18 protein-coding genes are annotated in these 22,128 nt (G+C 65.6%); 8 read left to right on the top strand and 10 right to left on the bottom strand.

Translation table 11 applies throughout. The features are described 5' to 3' along the window. The first annotated feature begins 27 nt into the window (after positions 1-27). Together TQ29_RS02805 and TQ29_RS02800 are read left to right on the top strand one after the other, a co-directional pair. The gene (locus TQ29_RS02805) at positions 28-1,035 is read left to right on the top strand and encodes a permease (RefSeq protein WP_054537926.1); all 1,008 of its coding nucleotides are present in this window, start codon (positions 28-30) and stop codon (positions 1,033-1,035) included. A gap of 14 nt (positions 1,036-1,049) precedes the next feature. Beyond that, a complete protein-coding gene (locus TQ29_RS02800) occupies positions 1,050-1,286 on the top strand; it encodes a thioredoxin family protein (protein WP_037209260.1) in 237 nt (78 codons plus the stop codon). Between the two features lie 74 nt (positions 1,287-1,360). Here TQ29_RS02800 and rpsD read toward each other — a convergent pair whose 3' ends face one another. The 4 genes from rpsD to TQ29_RS02780 all read right to left on the bottom strand — a co-directional run bounded on the left by rpsD (position 1,361) and on the right by TQ29_RS02780 (position 6,827). Continuing rightward, positions 1,361-1,981: a 30S ribosomal protein S4 gene (rpsD, locus tag TQ29_RS02795; protein WP_037209259.1), complete on the bottom strand. Its 621-nt coding sequence runs from the start codon at positions 1,979-1,981 to the stop codon at positions 1,361-1,363. Between the two features lie 162 nt (positions 1,982-2,143). After that, positions 2,144-3,214, bottom strand: a complete 1,071-nt coding sequence (locus TQ29_RS02790) for a Hint domain-containing protein (protein ID WP_054537925.1) — start codon at positions 3,212-3,214, stop codon at positions 2,144-2,146. An 88-nt stretch (positions 3,215-3,302) separates the two neighbouring features. Next, complete coding sequence (locus TQ29_RS02785; RefSeq protein WP_037209255.1) at positions 3,303-4,214, bottom strand: lipid A-modifier LpxR family protein; 912 nt, start codon at positions 4,212-4,214, stop codon at positions 3,303-3,305. Between the two features lie 99 nt (positions 4,215-4,313). Next, complete coding sequence (locus TQ29_RS02780; RefSeq protein ID WP_054537924.1) at positions 4,314-6,827, bottom strand: adenosylcobalamin-dependent ribonucleoside-diphosphate reductase; 2,514 nt, start codon at positions 6,825-6,827, stop codon at positions 4,314-4,316. 104 nt (positions 6,828-6,931) lie between these two features. Between TQ29_RS02780 and TQ29_RS02775 the strand changes: the two genes are divergently transcribed. Then, positions 6,932-7,366, top strand: coding sequence for a DUF1489 family protein (locus TQ29_RS02775; RefSeq protein WP_054537923.1), 435 nt, complete (start codon positions 6,932-6,934; stop codon positions 7,364-7,366). On the opposite strand, the gene hisG is transcribed toward TQ29_RS02775, so the two are convergent. The 3 genes from hisG to hisS are packed head-to-tail and all read right to left on the bottom strand — an operon-like array spanning position 7,363 to position 10,663. Continuing rightward, a complete protein-coding gene (gene hisG / locus TQ29_RS02770; RefSeq protein WP_054537922.1) occupies positions 7,363-8,061 on the bottom strand; it encodes an ATP phosphoribosyltransferase in 699 nt (232 codons plus the stop codon). The genes TQ29_RS02775 and hisG overlap by 4 nt on opposite strands. Next, positions 8,058-9,164: an ATP phosphoribosyltransferase regulatory subunit gene (locus TQ29_RS02765; RefSeq protein ID WP_054537921.1), complete on the bottom strand. Its 1,107-nt coding sequence runs from the start codon at positions 9,162-9,164 to the stop codon at positions 8,058-8,060. Before TQ29_RS02765 ends, hisG begins: the two co-directional genes overlap by 4 nt. 2 nt (positions 9,165-9,166) lie before the next feature. Further along, the gene (gene hisS / locus TQ29_RS02760; RefSeq protein ID WP_054537920.1) at positions 9,167-10,663 is read right to left on the bottom strand and encodes a histidine--tRNA ligase; all 1,497 of its coding nucleotides are present in this window, start codon (positions 10,661-10,663) and stop codon (positions 9,167-9,169) included. A gap of 143 nt (positions 10,664-10,806) precedes the next feature. Between hisS and TQ29_RS02755 the strand changes: the two genes are divergently transcribed. After that, on the top strand, positions 10,807-11,016 hold the full coding sequence (locus tag TQ29_RS02755) for a SlyX family protein (RefSeq protein WP_037209244.1): 210 nt from the start codon (positions 10,807-10,809) through the stop codon (positions 11,014-11,016). A 3-nt stretch (positions 11,017-11,019) separates the two neighbouring features. Here the strand turns inward: TQ29_RS02755 and TQ29_RS02750 are convergent, their stop codons facing one another. The 3 genes from TQ29_RS02750 to TQ29_RS02740 form a co-directional block, all read right to left on the bottom strand. Next, complete coding sequence (locus TQ29_RS02750) at positions 11,020-11,784, bottom strand: sulfite exporter TauE/SafE family protein (protein WP_054537919.1); 765 nt, start codon at positions 11,782-11,784, stop codon at positions 11,020-11,022. Positions 11,785-11,894: 110 nt separating this feature from the next. Next, positions 11,895-15,371 carry a DNA polymerase III subunit alpha gene (gene dnaE / locus TQ29_RS02745; protein ID WP_054537918.1) on the bottom strand — a complete coding sequence of 1,159 codons (3,477 nt, stop codon included), beginning with the start codon at positions 15,369-15,371 and terminating at the stop codon, positions 11,895-11,897. 9 nt (positions 15,372-15,380) lie between these two features. Further along, positions 15,381-15,755: a VOC family protein gene (locus TQ29_RS02740; RefSeq protein WP_054537917.1), complete on the bottom strand. Its 375-nt coding sequence runs from the start codon at positions 15,753-15,755 to the stop codon at positions 15,381-15,383. Positions 15,756-16,007: 252 nt separating this feature from the next. Here TQ29_RS02740 and xdhA point away from each other — a divergent pair, with 252 nt between their 5' ends. From xdhA to TQ29_RS02720, 4 genes are read left to right on the top strand one after another with little or no spacing between them, the layout of a single operon-like run. Further along, entirely contained in the window at positions 16,008-17,384 is a 1,377-nt protein-coding gene (xdhA, locus tag TQ29_RS02735; protein WP_054537916.1) for a xanthine dehydrogenase small subunit, read from the top strand. Next, entirely contained in the window at positions 17,381-19,657 is a 2,277-nt protein-coding gene (gene xdhB, locus TQ29_RS02730; protein WP_054537915.1) for a xanthine dehydrogenase molybdopterin binding subunit, read from the top strand. The genes xdhA and xdhB overlap by 4 nt, the downstream gene beginning before the upstream one ends. After that, positions 19,654-20,601, top strand: a complete 948-nt coding sequence (gene xdhC, locus TQ29_RS02725; RefSeq protein WP_054537914.1) for a xanthine dehydrogenase accessory protein XdhC — start codon at positions 19,654-19,656, stop codon at positions 20,599-20,601. The genes xdhB and xdhC overlap by 4 nt, the downstream gene beginning before the upstream one ends. Further along, a complete protein-coding gene (locus TQ29_RS02720; protein WP_054537913.1) occupies positions 20,598-22,118 on the top strand; it encodes an ABC transporter ATP-binding protein in 1,521 nt (506 codons plus the stop codon). The genes xdhC and TQ29_RS02720 overlap by 4 nt, the downstream gene beginning before the upstream one ends. Positions 22,119-22,128 lie beyond the last annotated feature (10 nt).

Below are 22,128 nucleotides of genomic sequence, written 5' to 3'. Positions count from 1 at the left end.
CCCGGCGCGGCAGGGAAAAGGGCCCGGATGAGCGAGATTTTCATATGGCTGAACGATCAGCTTCTGCGCATGCAGTGGCTCTCGGATCTCGTGACGCTGCTGGTGCGCGATGGCTTCGGCCTGGATGTGACGGGGCGCATCGGCGGCAGCGTTCACTTCTTCATCTATGACGTCATCAAGATCTTCATCCTGCTGTCGGTGCTGATCTTCACCATCTCCTATGTCCAGAGCTATTTCCCGCCAGAGCGGACCCGGCGGATTCTGGGGCGGCACACCGGGCTGGGGGCCAATATCCTGGCTGCGCTGCTGGGCACGATCACGCCGTTTTGCTCCTGCTCGTCGATCCCGCTTTTCATCGGCTTCACCAGCGCCGGGCTGCCGCTCGGGGTGACCTTCTCTTTCCTGATCTCCTCGCCGCTGGTCGATCTGGCCTCTGTCATTCTGCTGGCCAGCATCTTCAGTTGGTGGATCTCGCTCGCCTATGTGCTGGTCGGGCTGGTTCTGGCAGTGATCGGCGGCACGCTGATCAGCCGGCTGAACATGGAAGATCAGGTGGAAGCCTTCGCCTATAACAGCCCCGTGATCGACCACGGCAACGAGACGCTCAGCCGGGGCGAGCGGCTGTCCTTCGCCCGCGAGCAGGTGGCCGAAATCGCCGGCCGCGTCTGGCTTTATGTGCTGATCGGGGTGGGTATCGGCGCGGCGATCCACAACTGGATCCCCGAACATCTGATCTCTGCCCTGCTCGGGCAGGATCAGTGGTGGTCGGTGCTGGTGGCGACGCTGGCGGGGATTCCGATGTATGCCGACATCTTCGGCACGTTGCCGATCGCCGAGGCGCTGGTGGCCAAGGGCGTCGGGCTGGGCACGGCGCTGGCCTTCATGATGTCGGTCACGGCGCTGTCGCTGCCGTCGATGATCATGCTGAAACGGGTCGTGAAACTGCCGCTGCTGATCGTGTTCATCACAATCGTGACCGTGGGAATCATCGTGATCGGCTATACGTTCAACAGCGCCCAGCATCTTTTCATCTGAAACGGAGACAAGGAATGATCATCAAAATTCTGGGAACCGGCTGCAAGAAATGCACGGCACTGGGCGAGAACGCGAAAGCGGCGGCAGAGGCTGCGGGGCTTTCGCCCGAGATCGTGAAGGTTACCGATCAGGCGGCCATCGCCGGATATGGCGTGATGTCCACCCCGGCGCTGGTCATCGACGAAAAGGTGGTTTCCACCGGCAAAGTGCTGAACCCGGCGCAGATCGGCGCACTGCTGACCGCCGGTTAAGACACCGGCACCGCGCAAAAGAAAACCCGCCACTGGGGCGGGTTCTCCAAATTCTCTGCAGGGGTCGGCGAAGATCAGTTCTTCGCGTAGAATTCCACGACCAGGTTCGGCTCCATCATCACCGGATAGGGCACGTCGCCGAGTGACGGGGTGCGGGTGAAGGTGGCGGTCAGCTTGGAATGGTCGACCTCCAGGTAATCCGGCACGTCACGCTCGGGCAGCTGGATCGCTTCCAGAACCAGCGCCATCTGCTTGGAACGCTCACGCACTTCGATCACGTCGCCCTCTTTCACACGGTAGGAGGGGATGTTCACGCGCTGGCCGTTCACGGTCACGTGGCCGTGGTTCACGAACTGGCGGGCGGCAAAGACGGTCGGCACGAACTTGGCGCGGTAGACAACGGCGTCCAGGCGGCGCTCGAGCAGACCGATGAGGTTTTCACCGGTGTCACCTTTGACACGCTCGGCTTCACCATAGATGCGGCGGAACTGCTTTTCGGTCAGGTCGCCGTAATAGCCCTTGAGCTTTTGCTTGGCGCGCAGCTGGATGCCGAAGTCCGACAGCTTGCCCTTGCGACGCTGGCCGTGCTGGCCGGGGCCGTATTCGCGACGGTTGACCGGGGATTTCGGACGACCCCAGATGTTTTCGCCCATCCGGCGATCGAGTTTGTACTTGGCAGACGTGCGTTTGGTCACGGCTGATCTCCTTCGTTAGAGCGGCGCCCGGAGGCGCCCGTGAAGGGCGTTGTCCTTTCCCTGACGGGAGACAGGCATCCCCTTGCGGGGGCCACCAACACCAATGAATAGACCGGCCTTGGCGGCCGGGAATGGGGGCTTATACAGCCCGTCCGCGCAGAGTCAATGCCGCAGCCCGCCCTCATGCTGCAAAATCGCCGCCTCCGAATTGGAAAGGTTCCGGCGGGCGAATGCGCCATAGCTGTGCGGATCATGCTTCAGCGCGGGCAACAGCCCCAGAAGCCGCGCGCGCTGATCGGGGTTGACCGCATCAAGCGAGGTATTGGCGGGGTGAAAGCTCTCGGTCTCTACCCCGTTGGCCCAGACGATCTGATGCCGTTCCAGCATCAGATGAATATAGGTGACCTCGCGCAGCGTGTGGTCGATGGTGATCGTCCTGTCGTTCAGCAGATCTTCGGCGGCCACCAGAACCTCGGGCGTCTGGAACAGAACCTCGGCGGCACGGCCCTTGATCAGCAGGCGGTGCTGTGGCGATACGATCAGATCGCCCCCGGGCCTGTCCTCTCCCAGCGCGCCGTGCCGGATACGCACCGGGCGCAGATGCGGCATCGCGTAAAGCCGCGCGCCCGACATCCTGCGCCGGCCCGTCCACAGGATTTCCCGCGCGCCGTCGTCTTTCGTGTGAAGCAGGTCGCCCGGATGCAGATCCTGCACCGGGCGCGGGCCTTCGGGCGTGTCGATCAGCGTGCCTTCGGCGAAACAGATCACACCCTGGGATTTGTCCAGATGCTGGGTAGGCTGCGACGTCTCCGCGATCTGGCGCACGATCCACAGATCGGTGTCGGCCGGCGGCAATTCGTTGATGAACATCAGCAGCGGCGCGCGCCCGGCGCCCAGGCTGATTTCGGTGGCGGTAAAGCTGTGCGTGCCATCCGTCACCACAAAGCCGCGATCAAGCAACGGTTCGTCCGACGCATGATGAATGGATCTGGCAGGGTCCAACGCCGTGCCGACAAGGCGGTGCACGGATTTCGCCGCGCGCCTGCGAGAGTCCTCCTCCCCGTCCGCGCCATCCAGAAGAAGAAGGTCCGCCGGCCCATCGAGCCGCGTCGCCGCGCCTGTTCTGCGCCATGACGACCCGACCGCCAATGCCCCGACAGGTGCCGCCAGCACCCCGTCAACTTCTGTTTGCGCCCAGGGAATGACGAACGTGCCACGAAAGCCCGTTTTCATACCTGATTGCCTGCCTCAGTATATTATTATTACCCGGCAGGTTAGCACGCATTCTTAAGGTTTGGAAGAGGGTGATTCGGCGGGTCCCTCAGAAACGGTAGCGCAGGTTCAGCGTGCCCAGCGTCTGGCCTTGGGATTGCTCGTCGAATTCCTCGCTCAGCCATGTCAGGCCATAGAAGATGCCGATACGCGCGGCCTCCCAGTGCATGCCGGCCCGCAGCCGCGTGCGGGACGTGCTCATGTCGACGTTTCCGTGGGACGGCAGGTATCGGCTGTCCACCATCAGTGCCGTGTCCGCCCCCAGCACCATCGAGACGCCCTCGTTCCCGCCATAGGTGGCGCCGTAGAGATGCCCCGTCGTGACATCGCGCAGCGTAAGCTCGCCGGCGCCCACATTGCCGATCACGAGGTCGCCGCCGATCCGCAGAAAAGTCTCGACCCCGGCCTGCGCCTCGATGAAGGGGCGCATCCGCGCGCGTTGCGATATATGGAACGGCCGCGCCGCCTGCATCGAGATCGTGGGATAGATCGCGTTGCCGATCTGGTTGTCCGCCGCCGTATCGGGCGAAGGCTCATCGATCCAGTCGTGAATGGTATCCTGAAAGCTCGCGATGCCGGTTTGCGACCCGGTGACCACCAGATCGGCGCCATAGGAAATCTCGGTGCCGCCACGGCCGAAATGCGTGTGCAGCCCGAAGCTCAGCGCGCCGGCATAGCGCCGATCCTGCGGCGAGGGGTTGGTCAGCGACTCCGGCGCGAAGATCTCGGCGCGCAGGCGGTATTCCAGGATCTCGCCCATCGCACTCGGAAGCACGCCATCCCAGCTCCGGCCGGTGACCTTGCTGAAGCTGTAGGAACCCGAGCGCCAGCGGTCTTTGCCGTCGCCCAGGCGGTCATTGCTGAAAATGCTGCCATAGCCGAGGGTCTGCCGCTCTTGCGCCACGCCTGCGTTGAATGGAAAAAGCGCCAGGACGAGCGCCGCCCGGATGACGAATTTCATGCCTTACCTCGAAGTTATGTTCCTGCCTGTGGGCCGACGTAATACCTCTGGTTGCACGCCAAGCCTAGCCCTTGCATGCAACGAAGCAGCGGGTGTCACCTAACCGCACTTCGAATAGCCGCAGCTCATGCAGGTCATGCAGCCCTCGACCATGCGCATGTCATACTGGCCGCAGCTGGGGCAGGCCTTGCCGCGCGGGCGTTCGCCCACCGCCAGCGCCTCGGCCTGCGGATCCGTCTTCAGGCCCATCCCCTCGCCGTCGATGAAACCGATGGCCACCAGATGCCGCTCGATCACGCCGCCGATCGCCGCCAGGATCGAGGGGATGTACTTGCCCTGCATCCACGCGCCGCCGCGCGGATCGAATACCGCTTTCAGCTCTTCCACGACGAAAGACACATCGCCGCCGCGCCGGAACACCGCGCTGATCATCCGGGTCAGCGCCACCGTCCAGGCGAAATGCTCCATGTTCTTGGAGTTGATGAACACCTCGAACGGGCGGCGGTGGCCGTTGATCACCACATCGTTGATGGTGATATAGATCGCGTGTTCACTGTCGGGCCATTTCAGCTTGTAGGTATTGCCCTCCAGCGCCTGCGGCCGGTCCAGCGGTTCGGCCATGTAGATGACATCGCCGTGGGGGATCGCCGGCTCTTGCCCGAGGGCGGCGGCGACTTCGGGTGCGGAATCCTGAGTATTTTCACCGAGAAGAAGAGCAGCGGGCGCCACGTTCAGGGCGGTGGCGATTTTCTGCAACGTATCAGCAGTGGGGGATTTCACCCTCCCCTTGAGGATGTCGTATACGGCTGTTGCATTCGTCCCCGCCTTTTCGGCAACTTTCTTAGCGTTGGTGTTCCGCAACTTCATCGCCGATTCGATACGTTCAGCGATCGTCTCACCTGCCAGTGGCAACTCTTCTGTCGCCACACTCAGCACACTCCCCGTCACGTCATTCGGGCGATAGGTCGTGCAGCCTTTGCAGCCGGTCTCATAGGCTTCGAGATAGACCTCCCGGAACGCGTCGAAGGAGATATCCTCGGGGCAGTTGATGGTCTTGGAGATACTCGAATCCACCCATTTCTGCGCCGCCGCCTGCATCCGCACATGATCCAGCGGCGCCAGCGTCTGGGCGTTCACGAAATAGTCGGGCAACGCCTTGTCGCCGAATTTTTCGCGCCACAGCCGCACGGCATAATCCACCACCTCTTCCTCGGTGCGCGACCCGTCTTTTTGCAGCACCTTGCGGGTATAGGCATAGGCAAACACCGGCTCTATCCCGCTCGAGACATTGCCGGCATAGAGGCTGATCGTGCCGGTGGGCGCGATCGAGGTCAGCAGCGCGTTGCGGATGCCGTGTTCGCGGATCGCCTCGCGCACGTCCGCGTCCATCTGCACCATGTGGCCGGTGGCGAGATATTTCTCGGCGTCGAACAGGGGGAACGCGCCCTTTTCCTTGGCCAGTTGCACCGAGGCCAGATAGGCGGCGCGCGCGATCCGGTGCAGCCAGCGCTCGGTCTGGCGCGCCGCCTCCTCGGACCCGTAGCGCAGGCCGACCATCAGCAGCGCATCGGCCAGCCCCGTCACCCCCAGCCCGATCCGGCGCTTGTTGGCGGCCTCTTCAGCCTGTTGCGGCAGCGGAAAGCGCGAGGCGTCCACCACGTTGTCCATCATCCGCACGGCGGTGGCGACCAGCGTATCCAGCTCCGCCTCGTCCAGCTCGGCGATCGCGTCGAACGGGTTGCGCACCAGCCGCGCCAGGTTGATCGAGCCCAGAAGGCAGGCGCCGTAGGGCGGCAGGGGCTGTTCGCCGCAGGGGTTGGTGGCGGCGATGGTTTCACAATAGCTCAGGTTGTTCATCTGATTGATGCGGTCGATGAAGATCACACCGGGCTCGGCATAATCATAGGTCGCGCGCATGATCCGGTTCCACAGGTCGCGCGCCTCGACCGTGTGATAGATCTTGTCATCGAACACCAGATCCCAGCTGCCGTCGGCCTTCACGGCCTCCATGAAATCATCCGTCACCAGCACCGACAGGTTGAAATTGCGCAGCCGCGCCGGATCCTGCTTGGCGGTGATGAACTCTTCGATATCGGGGTGGTCGCAGCGCATCGTGGCCATCATCGCGCCCCGGCGCGACCCCGCCGACATGATGGTGCGGCACATCGCGTCCCACACATCCATGAACGACAGCGGCCCGGACGCATCCGCCGCCACGCCCTTCACATCCGCGCCCTTGGGCCGGATCGTGGAGAAATCATAGCCGATGCCGCCGCCCTGCTGCATGGTCAGCGCGGCCTCTTTGAGCATGTCGAAAATGCCGCCCATCGTGTCGGGGATCGTGCCCATCACGAAGCAGTTGAACAGCGTCACCGCCCGCGCCGTGCCGGCCCCCGCCGTGATTCTGCCCGCGGGCAGGAACTTGAAATCCTCCAGCGCGGCAAAGAACGCATCCTCCCACGCGCCGGGCTGCTCTTCGGGCGCGGCCAGGGCGCGGGCGATTCGGCGCCAGCTGTCCTCCACCGTCTGGTCCACGGGGGTGCCATCCGCCTCTTTCAGCCGGTATTTCATATCCCAGATCTGCTCGGCGATGGGGGCGGAAAAGCGCGTCATGTATTGGTCCTTGGCGGAAGGGGTGGGGTTTTCGACAATAGAATTTCGCCGGCATGGGCGCAAGATTTGGTTGCTCCGGACGCGCGAAATACTATCCTAAGCGAATGCCCGAGTCACATCATATCAACCTCGTCAAACTGTGCGTCGGCGCCGAAAAGGTCGAGGATCTGATCGCATGGCAGGCCGAACGCCACGCGCAAACCGGCGCCGCGCCGCGCCATGTCACCCGCATGTGGCCGAAACGCGCCGAAGAGCTGCTTGACGGCGGCTCGCTTTACTGGGTGTTCAAGGGGGCGATTCTGGCCCGCCAGAAGGTGCTGCGGCTGGATGAGGTGCAGGGCGAGGATGGCATCCGGCGCTGCGGCATCGTGCTGGACCCGCAGGTGATCCGGACCGAGGCCGTGCCGCGCCGCCCGTTCCAGGGCTGGCGCTATCTGGCGCCCGGTGACAGCCCCCGCGACCTGCCCGAAGGGCGCGCCCGCGACGATGCGCTGCCGCCCGGGCTGATGGCGGCGCTGGCCGAAATCGGCCTGCGCTAGTCGCCCAGCCCGAGGCGCGCAGACAGTTCGGTGAAGCTGGCGCGCATCTCGTCGCTCCACCCCGCGCGGCGGCTTCGGAACAGCGTGGCCTGGCTTTTGTGCACGCAGCCATCCGACAGCATCTTCAGATGGTTGGCCCGCAGCGTCTCACCTGTCGAGGTGATGTCGGCCACCGCCTCTGCCGTCAGGTTCTTCACCGTGCCCTCGGTCGCGCCCTGGCTGTCGACCAGCTGATAATCCGCCACCCCGGCCTCGCGCAGGAATTCGCGCACCAGCCGGTGATATTTCGTGGCGATGCGCAGCCGGAACCCGTGCGTGGCACGAAACGCCGCCGCCGCCGCATCCAGATCGGCCAGCGTATCGACATCGGCCCAGAACTTCGGCACCGCGATGATCAGATCGGCATGGCCGAATCCCAGCGGTTCCAGCTCGCGGATCTTGGTTTCCCAATCCGCGATCTTCTCGCGCACCAGATCCGATCCGGTGACGCCAAGCTGAACCCGCCCCGCCGCCAGTTCGCGCGGGATCTCGCCCGCCGACAGCAGCACCAGTTCGATCCCGTCGACACCGTCGACCGCACCGGCATATTCGCGCTCCGACCCTGTCCGGCGCAGCGAGATGCCCCGCTCCGCGAACCAGTCGAAGGTCTTTTCCATCAGCCGCCCCTTCGACGGCACGCCCAGTTTCAGCGTCATTGCCCGGCCTCCCTCAGCGCCAGAACCTGCGCCGGGCGGATCACGCCGCCAACCGCGGGAATCGACCGGCCCTGCCCCAGCACCCGCGTCAGCGCGTCATAGCGCCCGCCTGTGGCCACCGGCGGCAGATCGGGCCGCGCCTCGGCGTAGAAGCCGAACACGAAACCGTCGTAATATTCCATCGTGGTACGGCCATAGCTTGCCTCGAAATCCAGCCCGTCCACATCGATGCGCCGCGCGGTCAGCGCGTTCAGCCGCCGCTCCATCCGGGCCACGGCGCTGGTGATATTGGGCAGGTCCACGGCCACGTCGCGCAGGTTTTCCAGCGCATTGGGCGAGGTTTCGCGCAGCGACAGGATGTGGTCGAGGATCTCGACCTCGCCGGCGCCGATCGGCGGGGTCGCGGCATCCTCTTCCAGCGCGGCGATGCGGGTCATCACCTCGGCCCGGCTGCGCAGCCCGATCTCGGGGCCCGCCTGATCCAGAACCGCCTCGGCACCAAATTTCTGAACGTCGTTCAAAAGGCGCACCCGCTCATCGGGCTCGGCCAGGCGCCCGCCGAACCGGTCCAGCAGCGCGCGAAACCGCCGGGGCCGCCACAGGTGGCGCTTCAGCGCGGCCTTGCGGCGATCCGTGGTCGAAAGCCCATCGACCGCAGCCAGCAGAATGCCGATATCCCCCGTCGCGGCGCGCAGCCCGAGCGGCTGCAGAACCTCGGCGAACAGGCCGAACACCTCTGCATCGGCGTGATCCGGATCGGCCCGGTCGAACAGCTCGAACCCCACCTGGAAATACTCGCTGGGCCGGCCAAGCTCATGTTCCTGCTTGCGGAACACCTCGCCCATATAGGTATAGCGCGCCGGTTCCGCGCCGTCGTTCATATGCATCTGCACCACGGGCACGGTGAAATCCGGGCGCAGCATCATCTCACCGCGCAGCGGGTCAGACGTGACATAGGCGCGCGACCGGATATCCTCGCCATAAAGATCCAGAAGCGTGTCGGCCGGTTGCAGGATGTCGGTTTCCACCGGCAACGCGCCGGCGGATTTGAACATCTCGAAAAGCCGCGCGGCCTCGGCGCGGTTTGCCGCCTTGGTATCCATGCTCAGCCCTCGGCCCGGTCTATGATCCGGCGCACCTCGGCGACCAGATCGGCGCGGGCAACCTCGAACTGCGCGGGCTGGGATTTCCATTCCTCGTGGCTGGCGCTTTGCGCGATCTTGGCGCCCAGGAACAGATCCTTGATCTGCACCACGCCGCGCGCCGCCTCGTCGCTGCCCTGGATGACCGCGACGGGCGAATTGCGTTTATCTGCATATTTGAGCTGATTGCCGAAGTTCTTGGGATTGCCCAGATAAACCTCTGCCCGGATACCCGCTGAACGCAGTTCACCAACCATCGACTGATAGTCGGCCATCCGGTCACGGTCCATTACGGTCACGACGACGGGGCCCTGCGGCGCGGCGCCGATCCGGCCCTTGGCGCGCAGCGCGGCCAACAGCCTGTCCACCCCGATCGAAACGCCGGTCGCGGGCACGGCCTGCCCGGTGAACCGCTTGACCAGATCGTCGTAGCGTCCGCCGCCCGCCACGCTGCCGAACTGGCGCGGGCGGCCCTTTTCATCCAGGATTTCGAAGGTCAGTTCGGCCTCGAACACGGGGCCGGTGTAATAGCCAAGGCCGCGCACCACGCTCGGGTCGATCTCGATCCGTTCCGGGCCATAGCCCTGCGCGGCCAGAAGCGCCGCGATCGTCTCCAGCTCGCGCACGCCCTCGGCGCCGATGGCAGAGCCCTCGACCAGTTCTTCAAGCCGCGCGCAGGTCTCTGCGCCGCTGTCGCGCTTCGCGGCCAGAAAGCCCATCACGACCCCGGCCTGCGCGTCACTCAGATTCGCCCCGTCGGTGAAATCTCCGCTTTCGTCCTTGCGGCCCGCGCCCAGCAGCGCGCGCACGCCCGCCTCGCCCAGCCTGTCCAGCTTGTCGATGGCGCGCAGCACGATGCCGCGCTCATGGGCGAACCTGTCGGGGTCGGACGGGTCCAGCACGCCGGCCACCTCCATCACCCCGTTCAGAACCTTGCGGTTGTTGACCCGCACGATGTAATCGCCGCGCGGAATGCCCACCGCCTCGAGCGTGTCCGACAGCATCGCGCAGATCTCGGCATCAGAGGCCACAGAACCGCTGCCCACCGTATCGGCGTCACATTGATAGAACTGGCGGAACCGCCCCGGCCCCGGCTTTTCGTTGCGCCAGACCGGCCCCATCGTATAGCGCCGGTAGGGCGTGGGCAGATCGTTGCGGAACTGCGCCGCCACGCGCGCCAGCGGCGCCGTCATGTCATAGCGCAGCGCCAGCCAGTCGCCGTCCTCCTCCTGCCAGGCGAAGACACCGGCGTTCGGGCGGTCCACGTCGGGCAGGTATTTGCCCAAAGCCTCGAGCGTTTCCACGGCCGACGTTTCCAGCGGATCAAAGCCATAGCGATGATAGACATCGGCAATCGCATCGAGCATCTGCTTGCGCTCGGTCACGTCCGCGCCGAAATAGTCGCGGAAGCCCTTGGGCGTTTCCGCCTTGGGGCGCCGGGGTTTCTTGTCCTTGGCCATCGCTTTTCGTCCCTTCCGTCGGGTTCGCGCGGGGCATAGCGGATGGGGAACGGCGGGGCAAGGCGGGGCGGAAATCGGGCATGTGATTTCCGGGGGAATTCGCTATGAAGCCCCCAGGACAAATTGGCATATCGGAGCCCGCAATGAGCGATGACCGGCTGACACTTCTGGAAGAGCGGATCGCGCATCTGACCGCGGCGGTGGACGATCTGTCAGATGTGGTCGCGGCACAGGCGACCGAGATCGCGCTGCTGACCAACCGGGTGCGCATGCTGATGCAGCGTGAGGCCGAGCGCGAGTTCGATCAGGGCGGCACCGTGCCGCTGGCCGATCAGAAGCCGCCGCACTGGTAGCGCTCAGAACTGAAGCAGCATCCGCCGGACCCCGATGCCGAAGGCCAGAATGCCGACAGCAACCGTCAGCGGCCGTTTGGGCACCCGGCGCGCCAGATGCCCGCCGATCAGCGCGGCGGGCAGCCCCCCGACAACCAGCCCGGCGACCGAACTGCCCACGTCGGACCAATCCGTATTCTCGCCCCACATACCGCCCGCGAATGTCGCGCCAAGCGTCAGGAACACCGCGAAAGACACCATAAGCTCGGCAAAGGCGGAACTGCCGATCGCGTTGCGCGGGTTGACGCCTGCCCCCAGCAGCGCAGAGCTGACGATCGGCCCCCAGCTGCCGCCGATCCCCTCGATCAGGCCGCCCGCCCCGCCGATCAGACCAAGACGCGTGGTGCCCAGAACCCTCGGCGCCGATCCCCGCAGACCGCGCAGAATGATCAGCGTGCCGATCAGCAACAGGTAGCTGGCGATCATCAGGTTCAGCAGATCGCCCTTCAGGTTCGACAGGACCAATGCCCCGACCAGCCCGCCGACGATGCCCGACACCGCCAGCCGCCGCGCCATCGGCCAATCGGTGTTGCGGTTGGCCTGATGCGACAGCGCCGCCACCGTACCGGTCGGGATCTTCGCGGCATTCACCGAGGCCGAAACCAGCGCAGGCGTCACGCCCTGCCCCAAAAGGATGGCCGAGGATATGACACCGAACCCCATGCCAAGCGCCCCATCCGCAAGCTGCGCGACAAAGCCGACGAGAACAAACAGCAGAAACTCTTCCACGACCGCAGGGGCCTTTCACCAGAGACTCACCGCGCCATCAATCTATTGAATCCGGGCAACCGGCAAGAGCGTTGCATCGCAGCGAAGGCCGCGCCAAGGGCTCTGCGGGCTCAGACTTCTTCCACCTGCATCACACCCGGCAGCGACTTGATCGCGCCCTTGATCTGAGGGTTCACCGGATAATCCTCGGGCAGGGCGATTTCCACCTCGCCCGGCAGATCCGGCGCCATCAGGCAGAACTGTACCGGCCCGCGCCCGCGCAGCCCGCTTTCGCCCTTCGCCCTGTCGAGCAGCCCGGCAACGGCGGATACGGCCGAGACCTCATCCACGAAGATCCGAAGCCCCATCGACCCCGCGTCGGCCACCACGCTGTCGATCTGCTGAACCGCCCGCGCCAGCAGCTTGAGCTGCTCGCTTTCCATCGTCGCCTCGACCGTCAGCACTACGTTCGATCCGGTTTCCAGATTGTCGCGCGATGCCTCCAGCACGTCGGAAAACAGCGTGACCTCGTAAAGCCCGGTGGGATCGGAAAGCTGCGCAAAGGCAAAGCGGTTGCCCTTGGCCGATTTGCGTTCCTGCCGCCCGGCCACGGCGCCCGCGATCTTGGCGATCACCGGGCCGGAACGGGCGGCCTGTGTCACCTCGGCCAGGGTCATCACCTTCTTGCGCTTCAGCGGCGCCATGTAATCGTCCAGCGGATGGCCCGACAGGTAAAACCCGATCGCCTTGTGCTCTTCGGCCAGCCGTTCGTTCGGCAGCCAGTCGGCTATCGGCGAAAGGCGTGGCTCGGGCAGATCGTCGCCCGCCTCTCCGAACAGCGACACCTGATTGGATGAACGCTGTTCATGAATGGCGGCGGAATAGTTCACCAGCGCGTCCAGGCTGTCGAACACCCGGCGGCGGTTGGGGTCGAGCTGATCGAAGGCGCCGGCGCGGGCCAGCATTTCCATCGGGCGCTTGCCGATACGCTTGAGATCGACCCGGCGGGCGAAATCATACAACGTCGCAAAGGGTTTGTCGGGCGATGCGGGATTGGCGGGGTCGGCACGCCGCCCCTCTTCGATCAGGCGCATCGCATCGGTGCCGACGTTTTTCAGCGCGCCCAGCCCATAGACCAGCTTGCCGTCCTTCACCCCGAATACCGCGCCCGAGCGGTTGACGCAGGGCGGGATGATCTCGATCTCCAGCCCCCGGCGCACCTCTTCGGCATAGGTGTTCAGCTTGTCCGTCAGGTGGATATCGCAGTTCATGACGGCGGCCATGAACTCGACCGGATAGTTCGCCTTCAGATACCCGGTCTGATAGCTGACCACCGCATAGGCGGCGGCGTGGGATTTGTTGAAGCCGTAGTTGGCGAATTTCTCCAGCAGGTCGAAGACTTCCGTCGCCTTTTTCTGATCGACCCCGTTCTTCTTGGCGCCTTCCACGAACTTCGGGCGCTCGGCATCCATCGCCTCCTTGATCTTCTTGCCCATGGCGCGGCGCAGAAGATCGGCGCCGCCCAGGCTGTAGCCCGCCATGACCTGCGCGATCTGCATCACCTGTTCCTGATAGACGATGATGCCCTGCGTCTCTTCCAGAATATCGTCGATCAGGGGGTGGATCGATTCCAGATCCTTCTGGCCGTTCTTCACCTGGCAATAGGTCGGGATATTTTCCATCGGGCCGGGGCGGTAAAGCGCCACGAGCGCCACGATATCCTCGATGCAGGTCGGCTTCATCTGGCGCAGCGCGTCCATCATGCCCGAGCTTTCCACCTGGAACACGGCAACCGTTCTGGCGCTGGCATAGAGGCGGTAGGTGGGCTCGTCGTCGAGCGGGATCAGGCCGATGTCAAACTCGATCCCCCGCTGCTTCAGCAGATCCAGCGCGCCCTGGATCACCGTCAGGGTCTTCAGCCCGAGAAAGTCGAATTTCACAAGGCCCGCCTGCTCGACCCATTTCATGTTGAACTGGGTCGCGGGCATGTCGGAGCGTGGATCCTGATAGAGCGGCACCAGCTCGTCCAGCGGGCGGTCGCCGATCACCACGCCGGCGGCGTGGGTCGAGGCGTTGCGGAGCAGCCCCTCGACCTGCTGGCCGTAGGTCAGCAGGCGCTCGACCACCTCTTCGTTGCGCGCCTCTTCGCGCAGGCGCGGCTCGTCGACCAGCGCCTGGGCGATGGAAACGGGCTTCACCCCCTCGACCGGGATCAGCTTCGACAGCCGGTCGACCTGGCCATAGGGCATCTGCAGCACCCGGCCCACATCGCGCACGGCAGCCTTGGACAAAAGCGCGCCGAAGGTGATGATCTGGCCCACCTTTTCACGGCCGTATTTCTCTTGCACATACTGGATCACCTCTTCGCGGCGATCCATGCAGAAGTCGATATCGAAGTCGGGCATCGAAACCCGCTCGGGGTTCAGGAACCGTTCGAACAGCAGACTGTAGCGCAGCGGGTCCAGATCGGTGATCGTCAGCGCATAGGCCACCAGAGAGCCCGCGCCCGAGCCCCGCCCCGGCCCCACCGGAATATCGTGATCCTTGGCCCATTTGATGAAATCGGCCACGATCAGGAAATAGCCGGGAAAGCCCATGCCCTCGATGATGCCCAGCTCGAATTCCAGCCGCGCCTCGTACTCTTCGACCGAGGCGGCGTGCGGAATCACCGCCAGCCGCGCCTTCAGCCCGGCCTTGGCCTGGCGGCGCAGCTCCTCCACCTCGTCATCGGCGAATTTCGGCAGGATCGGATCGCGCCGCTCGGCCTTCACGGCGCAGCGCCGGGCAATCTCCACGGTATTGGCCAGCGCCTCGGGCAGGTCGGCGAACAGCGCGGCCATCTCTTCGGGTGTCTTGAAATAATGCTGGGCGGTCAGGCGGCGGCGCGGCTGCTGCTGATCGACATAGGCGCCCTCGGCGATGCAGATCAGCGCGTCATGCGCCTCGTACATATCCGCCTTGGGAAAATAGACGTCATTGGTGGCCACCAGCGGCAAATCCATCGCATAGGCCATTTCCACATGGCCGCGCTCGGTCGCCTGTTCGGCCTCGGTCAGCTTGCCGCCCTCGCCGGGGTGGCGCTGCAACTCCACATACAGCCGCTGCGGATAGAGCGCCGCCAGCCGGGCCATCAGCGCCTCGGCCTTCGGGCGTTGCCCTGCCTGCAACAGCTTGCCCACCGGGCCTTCCGGGCCGCCGGTCAGGCAGATCAGACCGCCCGCATAGTGCGCCAGATCCTCAGGCGACACACTGGGAAGCGCGCCGCCCGCATCGAGATAGAGGCAGGAGTTCAGCTTCATCAGGTTCATGTACCCCGCCTCGTTCTGCGCCAGCAGAACCAGCGGCGCGGGCGCGCGCGGCTTTTCGCCAGGGGCGGGCGGGTCATAGGCCAGATCCACCTGGCACCCGATGATCGGCTGAATGCCCGCGCCACTGGCGCCCACGGAAAACTCCAGCGCGGCGAACATGTTGTTGGTGTCGGTCACCGCCACCGCCGGCATCCCGGCGGCCTTGCACATATCGGGCAGTTTCTTCACCCGAACCGCCCCCTCGAGAAGCGAATATTCGGTGTGAAGACGAAGGTGGATGAATCGGGGTGCGCTGCTCATCCCGTGAAACTATCCGGGCACGGCGTCAGGTTCCAGCATCTCGATCCGGTTGCCGAAGGGATCGGCGGTATAAAAACGCCGAAAGCCGGGCAGATCATCGTCCCAGACCACCGGAAACCCCGCCTCGCCCAGCCGCGCGGCCAGCGCCCTGAGCCCATCGACCACCAGCGCCGGGTGGGCCTTTGTCGCGGGGCGGAAATCCGCCTCGACCCCCAGATGCAGCCGCACCGGCCCGGCCTCGAACCACGCGCCACCGCGCGCCGCCAGCACCGGCGGCTTGGCCCGCTCTGCCAGGCCCAGAAGTTCACCATAGAAACTGCGCGCCGCAGGCTCTTCGCCTTTGGGCATGGCAAGCTGAACATGATGAAGCGCTGCAAGTTTCATTCCGGTCCCTCGCCCCAGGTGCGGCCGCTGACATCCCTATCCCATCGCCGGCCGTCGGGCAAAGCCCCGCCATTGGCCACAGCGCCCAATTCTTGATCACCCGGCGCAAAACATGGCAGTCAGGGGGGCCGTGGCCTTGCCAATCCCACGATTTGCCGTTTTGCTGGGCATCCAAAACCCGCGCTCCTGCTTTCTGCCGCATCGGGCGGGGGCGCTTTGGGTCTGACGCAGAGAAAGCGGCGGGTTTCGCGAATGGAAATCGCGTTTCTTCTGAACGGAGAGACCGTGCGCGTGGGCGACCAGCCGCCCACCCGTACCCTGCTTGACTGGTTGCGCGAAACGCGCGGCCTGACCGGCACCAAGGAGGGCTGCAACGAGGGCGATTGCGGCGCCTGTACGGTCATGGTGACGGATGCCGACGGGGCGCGCGCGCTGAATGCCTGCATCCTGTTCCTGCCGCAGCTTCACGGCAAGGCGGTGCGCACCGTCGAAGGCATCGCTGGCCCCGACGGCAGCCTGCATCCGGTGCAGGACGCGATGATCACCCATCACGGCAGCCAATGCGGGTTCTGCACGCCCGGTTTCGTCGTCTCGATGGCCACCGCGCATCTGAATGGCGCGGAGGATTTCGATACGCAACTGGCCGGCAATCTGTGCCGCTGCACCGGCTATGCGCCGATCATCCGCGCCGCCCAGGCGGCGGCGGGGGCGCCCGTGCCCGCCTGGATGCGCGAAGACCTTGCGGCCCTCAAGGCCGACCCGCTTGCCATGCCGGCCGTGTTCATGCCCGAAACATCCGATGATCTGGCGAAATGGTACAAGGCCAACCCCAGCGCCACCCTGATCGGCGGCGCCACCGACGTGGGGCTGTGGGTCACCAAACAACTGCGCGATCTGGCGCCGGTGGCCTTTCTGGGCAATTGCGCCGATCTGAAACAAACCTCGGTCACGCAGACCGACCTGTTCATCGGCGCCGGCGTCACACTCAGCGCATTGGGCGAATTCATCGCCGATCATCACCCCGATTTTGCCGGGCTGATCCGCCGCTATGCCTCGGTCCAGATCCGCAACGCCGCCACGATCGGCGGCAACATCGCCAACGGCTCGCCCATCGGCGACGGCCCGCCCGCGCTGATCGCGCTTGGCGCCATGCTGCACCTGCGCAACGGCGGCAAGCGCCGCTGCATCCCGCTGGAGCGGTTTTTCCTGGACTATGGCAAGCAGGACCGCGTGGCGGGAGAGTTCGTCGAGGCGATCTCGATCCCGCGGCAGCCCGACCGGCTGAAATGCTACAAGCTGTCGAAACGCTTCGATCAGGATATTTCCGCGGTCTGCGGCTGTTTCAACCTGTCGGTCTCGGGCGGCGTCGTGTCTGACGCGCGCATCGCCTTTGGCGGCATGGCGGGCATTCCCAAACGCGCCGCCCATGTCGAGGCGGCGCTGACGGGCCAGCCCTGGACCGAAGACAGTATCGAAGCCGCGTGGGACGCGTGGGAAAAGGATTTTACCCCGCTGGACGATATGCGCGCCTCTGCAGGCTACCGGATGGATGCCGCGCGCGGAATGCTCAGCCGCTATTTCCTGGAAGACATCGGCGCACAAACCCGCGTGCTCGAGGTGCGCCCATGAGCATCTCAAAACCGCTCGCCCATGATGCCGCGCGGCTGCATGTCACCGGACAGGCGCGCTATGTCGACGATATTCCCACCCCCGGCGCGGCGCTTCACCTGGCCTTCGGCATCTCCGCGATCGCGCGCGGCACCGTCACCACGCTCGACCTTGATCCGGTGCGCGCCGCCCCCGGCGTCGTCGCCGTACTGACGGCGCTGGACCTGCCCGGCGCCAATGACGTGTCGCCCTCGGCCCATGACGAACCGCTGCTGTCGGAGGGCGAGGTTTTCTACCTCGGCCAGCCGCTTTTCCTGGTTGTCGCCGAAACCCACCTCGCCGCGCGCAAGGCCGCACGGCTGGCCGAGGTCGGCTATCGCGACGCCACCCCGATCCTGACGATCGACGATGCGCTGGCGGCGGACAGCCGGTTCGAGGATGGCCCGCGCATCTATGCCAAGGGCGACGCGCAGAAAGCCATTGCCGGCGCGCGCCATGTCGTCGAGGGCGAGATGGAGATCGGCGGGCAGGAGCACTTTTATCTGGAAAGCCAGGCCGCGATGGTGGTGCCGCTGGAAGGCGGCGACATGCTGGTTCATTCCTCGACCCAGCACCCGACCGAGATCCAGCACAAGGTGGCCGAGGCGCTGGCCGTACCCATGAACGCCGTTCGCGTCGAGGTGCGGCGGATGGGCGGTGGCTTTGGCGGCAAGGAAAGCCAGGGCAACGCGCTGGCCGTTGCCTGTGCGGTGGCCGCCCGGCTGACGGGGCGACCCTGCAAGATGCGCTATGACCGCGATGACGACATGATCATCACCGGCAAACGCCATGATTTCCGCATCACCTATCGTGCCGGATTCGACGATGAGGGCCGGATCGCCGGGGTGGATTTCGTGCAATACGCCCGCTGCGGCTGGGCCCAGGATCTGTCACTGCCCGTGGCCGACCGGGCGATGCTGCATGCCGACAACGCCTATCACCTGCCCCATGCGAGGATCGAGAGCCACCGGCTCAGAACCCACACCCAGTCGGCCACCGCCTTTCGCGGCTTCGGCGGCCCGCAGGGGGTGGTGGGCATCGAACGGGTGCTGGATCATATCGCCCACGCCCTGGGCAAGGACCCGCTTCAGGTGCGGCGGGCGAATTTCTATCAGAACGGCCAGACGACGCCCTATCACATGGTGGTCGAGGATTTCGTGCTGGACGAGATGATCGAGGAACTGACCGAAACCGCGGAATACCACCAGCGCCGCGCGGCGATCGCCGAATGGAACGCCGCCAACCCGATCCTGAAAAAGGGCCTCGCGCTGACGCCGGTGAAATTCGGCATCTCCTTCACCCTCACCCATCTCAATCAGGCCGGCGCGCTGGTGCATGTGTATCAGGACGGCTCGATCCACATGAACCACGGCGGCACCGAAATGGGTCAGGGCCTGTTCCAGAAGGTGGCGCAGGTGGCGGCGGCATCCTTCGGCGTTGGCATGGACGCGGTGAAGATCACCGCGACCGACACCGCCAAGGTGCCCAACACTTCTGCCACTGCCGCCTCCAGCGGGTCCGACCTGAACGGCATGGCGGTCAAGGCCGCCTGCGACACGATACGCGACAGGATCGCCGCGCATCTGGCCCAGACCCATCAGACCGAACCGCGCCGGGTGCATTTCGAGAACGGCAAGGTCTTCGTCGGTGACGATGAGATGAGCTTCGCCGAGGCCGTGCAATCGGCCTATCTGGCGCGGGTGTCGCTGTCGGCCACGGGCTTCTACAAAACCCCCAAGGTGGAATGGGACCGCATCGCCGGGCGCGGGCGGCCGTTCTTCTACTTCGCCTATGGCGCGGCGGTGACCGAGGTGGCGATCGACACGCTGACCGGCGAAAACCGCATCCTGCGCGCCGATATCCTGCATGACGCGGGCGCCTCGCTGAACCCGGCGCTGGACATCGGCCAGATCGAAGGCGGCTATGTTCAGGGCGCAGGCTGGCTGACCACCGAAGAGCTGGTGTGGAACAGCAAGGGGCGGCTGCTCACCCACGCGCCCTCCACCTACAAGATCCCCGCCTGTTCCGACCGGCCCGATGTGTTCAGGGTCGCGCTGTGGAACAAGGGGCGCAATGCCGAGGAAACGATCTATCGCTCCAAGGCGGTGGGCGAACCCCCGCTGATGCTGGGCATCTCGGCGCTGATGGCCCTGTCAGCCGCGGTCGCCGCCTGCGGCACAGCCTATCCCGACCTCGACGCGCCCGCCACGGCGGAACAGGTTCTCCGCGCGGTACATCGGGTTCGCGCCGCATGAGCCTCGATCGTGAAACCCTGGCCCGTGCGGTGGCCGCACACGGGCGCGTCGCCCGGCTGTTGGTGGCCCGCGCCGAAGGCTCCACCCCGCGCGAGACGGGCGCGGCGATGCTGGTCTGGGCCGACGGCCAGTCCGGCACGATCGGCGGCGGCGCGCTGGAATTCGAAGCGGCGAGATCCGCGCGCGCGCTGCTTGCCGGCGGTGGCGCGCAAAGCCTTTCGCGCATCCCGCTGGGCCCTGCGATGGGGCAATGCTGCGGCGGCGCGGTCACCCTGCTGACAGAGGTGTTCGACGCGCGCGCGCTGGCCGTCCTGCCCGATGCGGTCTTTGCCCGCAACGTGAACGGCCCCGTCCGGCCACCGCTGCCTGTGCAACGCCTGATCCGCGCCGCGCGCAGCACCGGCCAGCCGCCCGCAGCGCAATTCACCGGCGGCTGGATGGTCGAACCGCTGGCCGAGCCCGCCCTGCCGCTCTGGATCTACGGCGCCGGGCATGTCGGGCGCGCGCTGATCGCCACCCTCGCCCCGCTGCCCGACTTCGCCATCACCTGGGTCGACACCGCCGCCACGCGCTTTCCCGACGACATAGCCGAGGGCGTCACCCGGCTGATCGCGGCAAACCCCGCCGAAACGGTGGCCTACGCCCCGCCCGACGCGCATCACCTGATCCTCACCTTTTCCCACGCGCTCGACCTGGAGCTGTGCCACCGCCTCCTGTCCCGCGGGTTCGGCGGCGCGGGGCTGATCGGCTCGGCCACGAAATGGGCCCGCTTTCGCACCCGGCTCGCCCGGCTGGGCCATTCCGAGGCCCAGATTTCCCGCATCCAATGCCCGATCGGACGGCCCGAGCTTGGCAAACACCCGCAGGCCATCGCCGTGGGCGTCGCCGCCGCGCTGCTTGCCCGTGATAAAACGCAACACGCCGCGAAGGACGCGACCGGGTGACGACATTGCTGACAATCGAAGGCCTGACAAAGGCCTACCCCGGCGTCGTGGCCAACAGCGACGTGTCCTTCGCCATCGCCGAGGGCGAGGTTCACGCGCTTCTGGGCGAGAACGGCGCGGGCAAATCGACGCTGGTCAAGATGATCTATGGCCTCGTCAAACCCGACAGCGGGCGCATGATACTGCACGGCCACCCCTATGAACCGGCCGAACCCCGCGCCGCCCGCGCGGCGGGCGTGGCCATGGTGTTCCAGCATTTCTCGCTGTTCGACGCGCTGAACGTGGCCGAAAACATCTCGCTGGGAATGGAAAGCCCGCCGCCCCGACGCCAGCTGGCCGCCCGCATCCGCGAGGTATCGGACGCATATGGCCTGCCGCTCGACCCCGACAGGACGGTGGGCGAGCTTTCGGCCGGCGAACGGCAGAGGGTGGAAATCATCCGCTGCCTTCTGCAGGATCCGAAACTGCTGATCATGGACGAACCGACCTCGGTGCTGACCCCGCAAGAGGTGGAAATCCTGTTCCGCACCCTGCGCAAACTCTCCTCCGAAGGCACAGCGATCCTGTATATTTCGCACAAGCTCGAAGAGATCCGCACGCTGTGCGACAGCGCGACCATCCTGCGCCGCGGCAAAGTCGTCGACAGCTGCAACCCGCGCGAGAAATCGGCGGCTGAACTGGCGGAATTGATGGTCGGCAGCAAACTTCAGACCCCGAGCCGCCCCGGCGCCACCCCCGGAGAGATCGTGCTGGACGTGGCCGGGCTGTCGGTCAGATCGGCCAGCGCCTTCGGCACATCGCTGCGCGATGTCACCTTCACGGTGCGCGCGGGCGAAATCCTGGGCATAGGCGGCGTTGCGGGCAACGGGCAGGATGAATTGCTGGCGGCCCTCTCGGGAGAGGCACAGGCCCGCGCCGGGTCGATCCGGCTGCGCGGCACGCCGATCGGCGCCCTCGGCCCCAACCAGCGCCGCCGCATCGCCATCCTCGCCGCCCCCGAAGAACGGCTGGGTCACGCCGCCGCCCCCGACATGAGCCTGACCGAAAACGCGCTGCTGACAGGCGCCATCCGCGAAGGGCTGACAACGCGCGGCTTCCTGAAATGGCCAGCCGCCCGCGCCTTCGCCGAACGGGTCATCACGGCCTTCGACGTCCGCACCCCCGGCCCCGCCAACGCCGCGCGCTCTTTGTCCGGCGGCAACCTGCAGAAATTCGTGATCGGCCGCGAGGTGCTGCAACGCCCCGAGGTGCTGGTGGTGAACCAACCCACCTGGGGCGTCGACGCCGCGGCCGCGGCCGCCATCCGTCAGGCCCTGCTCGACCTTGCCGAAAACGGCGCGGCGGTCGTCGTGATCAGCCAGGATCTGGACGAGCTCATGGAAATCTCCGACCGCTTCGCCGCCCTGAACGAGGGCCGTCTTTCCCCGCCCCGCCCCGCGCGCGGGCTGACGATGGAAGAGATCGGCCTGATGATGGGCGGCGCCCATGACATGGAGACGCCGCATGTGGACGCCTGACGAGAACTTT

This window comes from Actibacterium sp. EMB200-NS6, from assembly GCF_001305615.1.
Lineage (GTDB): Bacteria > Pseudomonadota > Alphaproteobacteria > Rhodobacterales > Rhodobacteraceae > Actibacterium_A > Actibacterium_A naphthalenivorans.
The sequence above is the reverse complement of the archived record's forward strand: the minus strand, read 5'-3'. Positions and strand labels throughout refer to the sequence as shown.

Bases quoted from the DNA above. Each gene is read 5' to 3' on its own strand.
- TQ29_RS02780 (WP_054537924.1), bottom strand. From the start codon at position 6,827: ATGACGCGCTTTTCCGCCCCCATCGCCGAGCAGATCTGGGATATGAAA.
- TQ29_RS02775 (WP_054537923.1), top strand. From the start codon at position 6,932: ATGCCCGAGTCACATCATATCAACCTCGTCAAACTGTGCGTCGGCGCC.
- dnaE (WP_054537918.1), bottom strand. From the start codon at position 15,371: ATGAGCAGCGCACCCCGATTCATCCACCTTCGTCTTCACACCGAATAT.
- xdhB (WP_054537915.1), top strand. From the start codon at position 17,381: ATGAGCATCTCAAAACCGCTCGCCCATGATGCCGCGCGGCTGCATGTC.
- hisG (WP_054537922.1), bottom strand. From the start codon at position 8,061: ATGACGCTGAAACTGGGCGTGCCGTCGAAGGGGCGGCTGATGGAAAAG.
- TQ29_RS02790 (WP_054537925.1), bottom strand. From the start codon at position 3,214: ATGAAAACGGGCTTTCGTGGCACGTTCGTCATTCCCTGGGCGCAAACA.
- TQ29_RS02740 (WP_054537917.1), bottom strand. From the start codon at position 15,755: ATGAAACTTGCAGCGCTTCATCATGTTCAGCTTGCCATGCCCAAAGGC.
- xdhC (WP_054537914.1), top strand. From the start codon at position 19,654: ATGAGCCTCGATCGTGAAACCCTGGCCCGTGCGGTGGCCGCACACGGG.
- TQ29_RS02785 (WP_037209255.1), bottom strand. From the start codon at position 4,214: ATGAAATTCGTCATCCGGGCGGCGCTCGTCCTGGCGCTTTTTCCATTC.
- xdhA (WP_054537916.1), top strand. From the start codon at position 16,008: ATGGAAATCGCGTTTCTTCTGAACGGAGAGACCGTGCGCGTGGGCGAC.
- TQ29_RS02765 (WP_054537921.1), bottom strand. From the start codon at position 9,164: ATGGATACCAAGGCGGCAAACCGCGCCGAGGCCGCGCGGCTTTTCGAG.
- TQ29_RS02800 (WP_037209260.1), top strand. From the start codon at position 1,050: ATGATCATCAAAATTCTGGGAACCGGCTGCAAGAAATGCACGGCACTG.
- hisS (WP_054537920.1), bottom strand. From the start codon at position 10,663: ATGGCCAAGGACAAGAAACCCCGGCGCCCCAAGGCGGAAACGCCCAAG.
- TQ29_RS02755 (WP_037209244.1), top strand. From the start codon at position 10,807: ATGAGCGATGACCGGCTGACACTTCTGGAAGAGCGGATCGCGCATCTG.
- TQ29_RS02805 (WP_054537926.1), top strand. From the start codon at position 28: ATGAGCGAGATTTTCATATGGCTGAACGATCAGCTTCTGCGCATGCAG.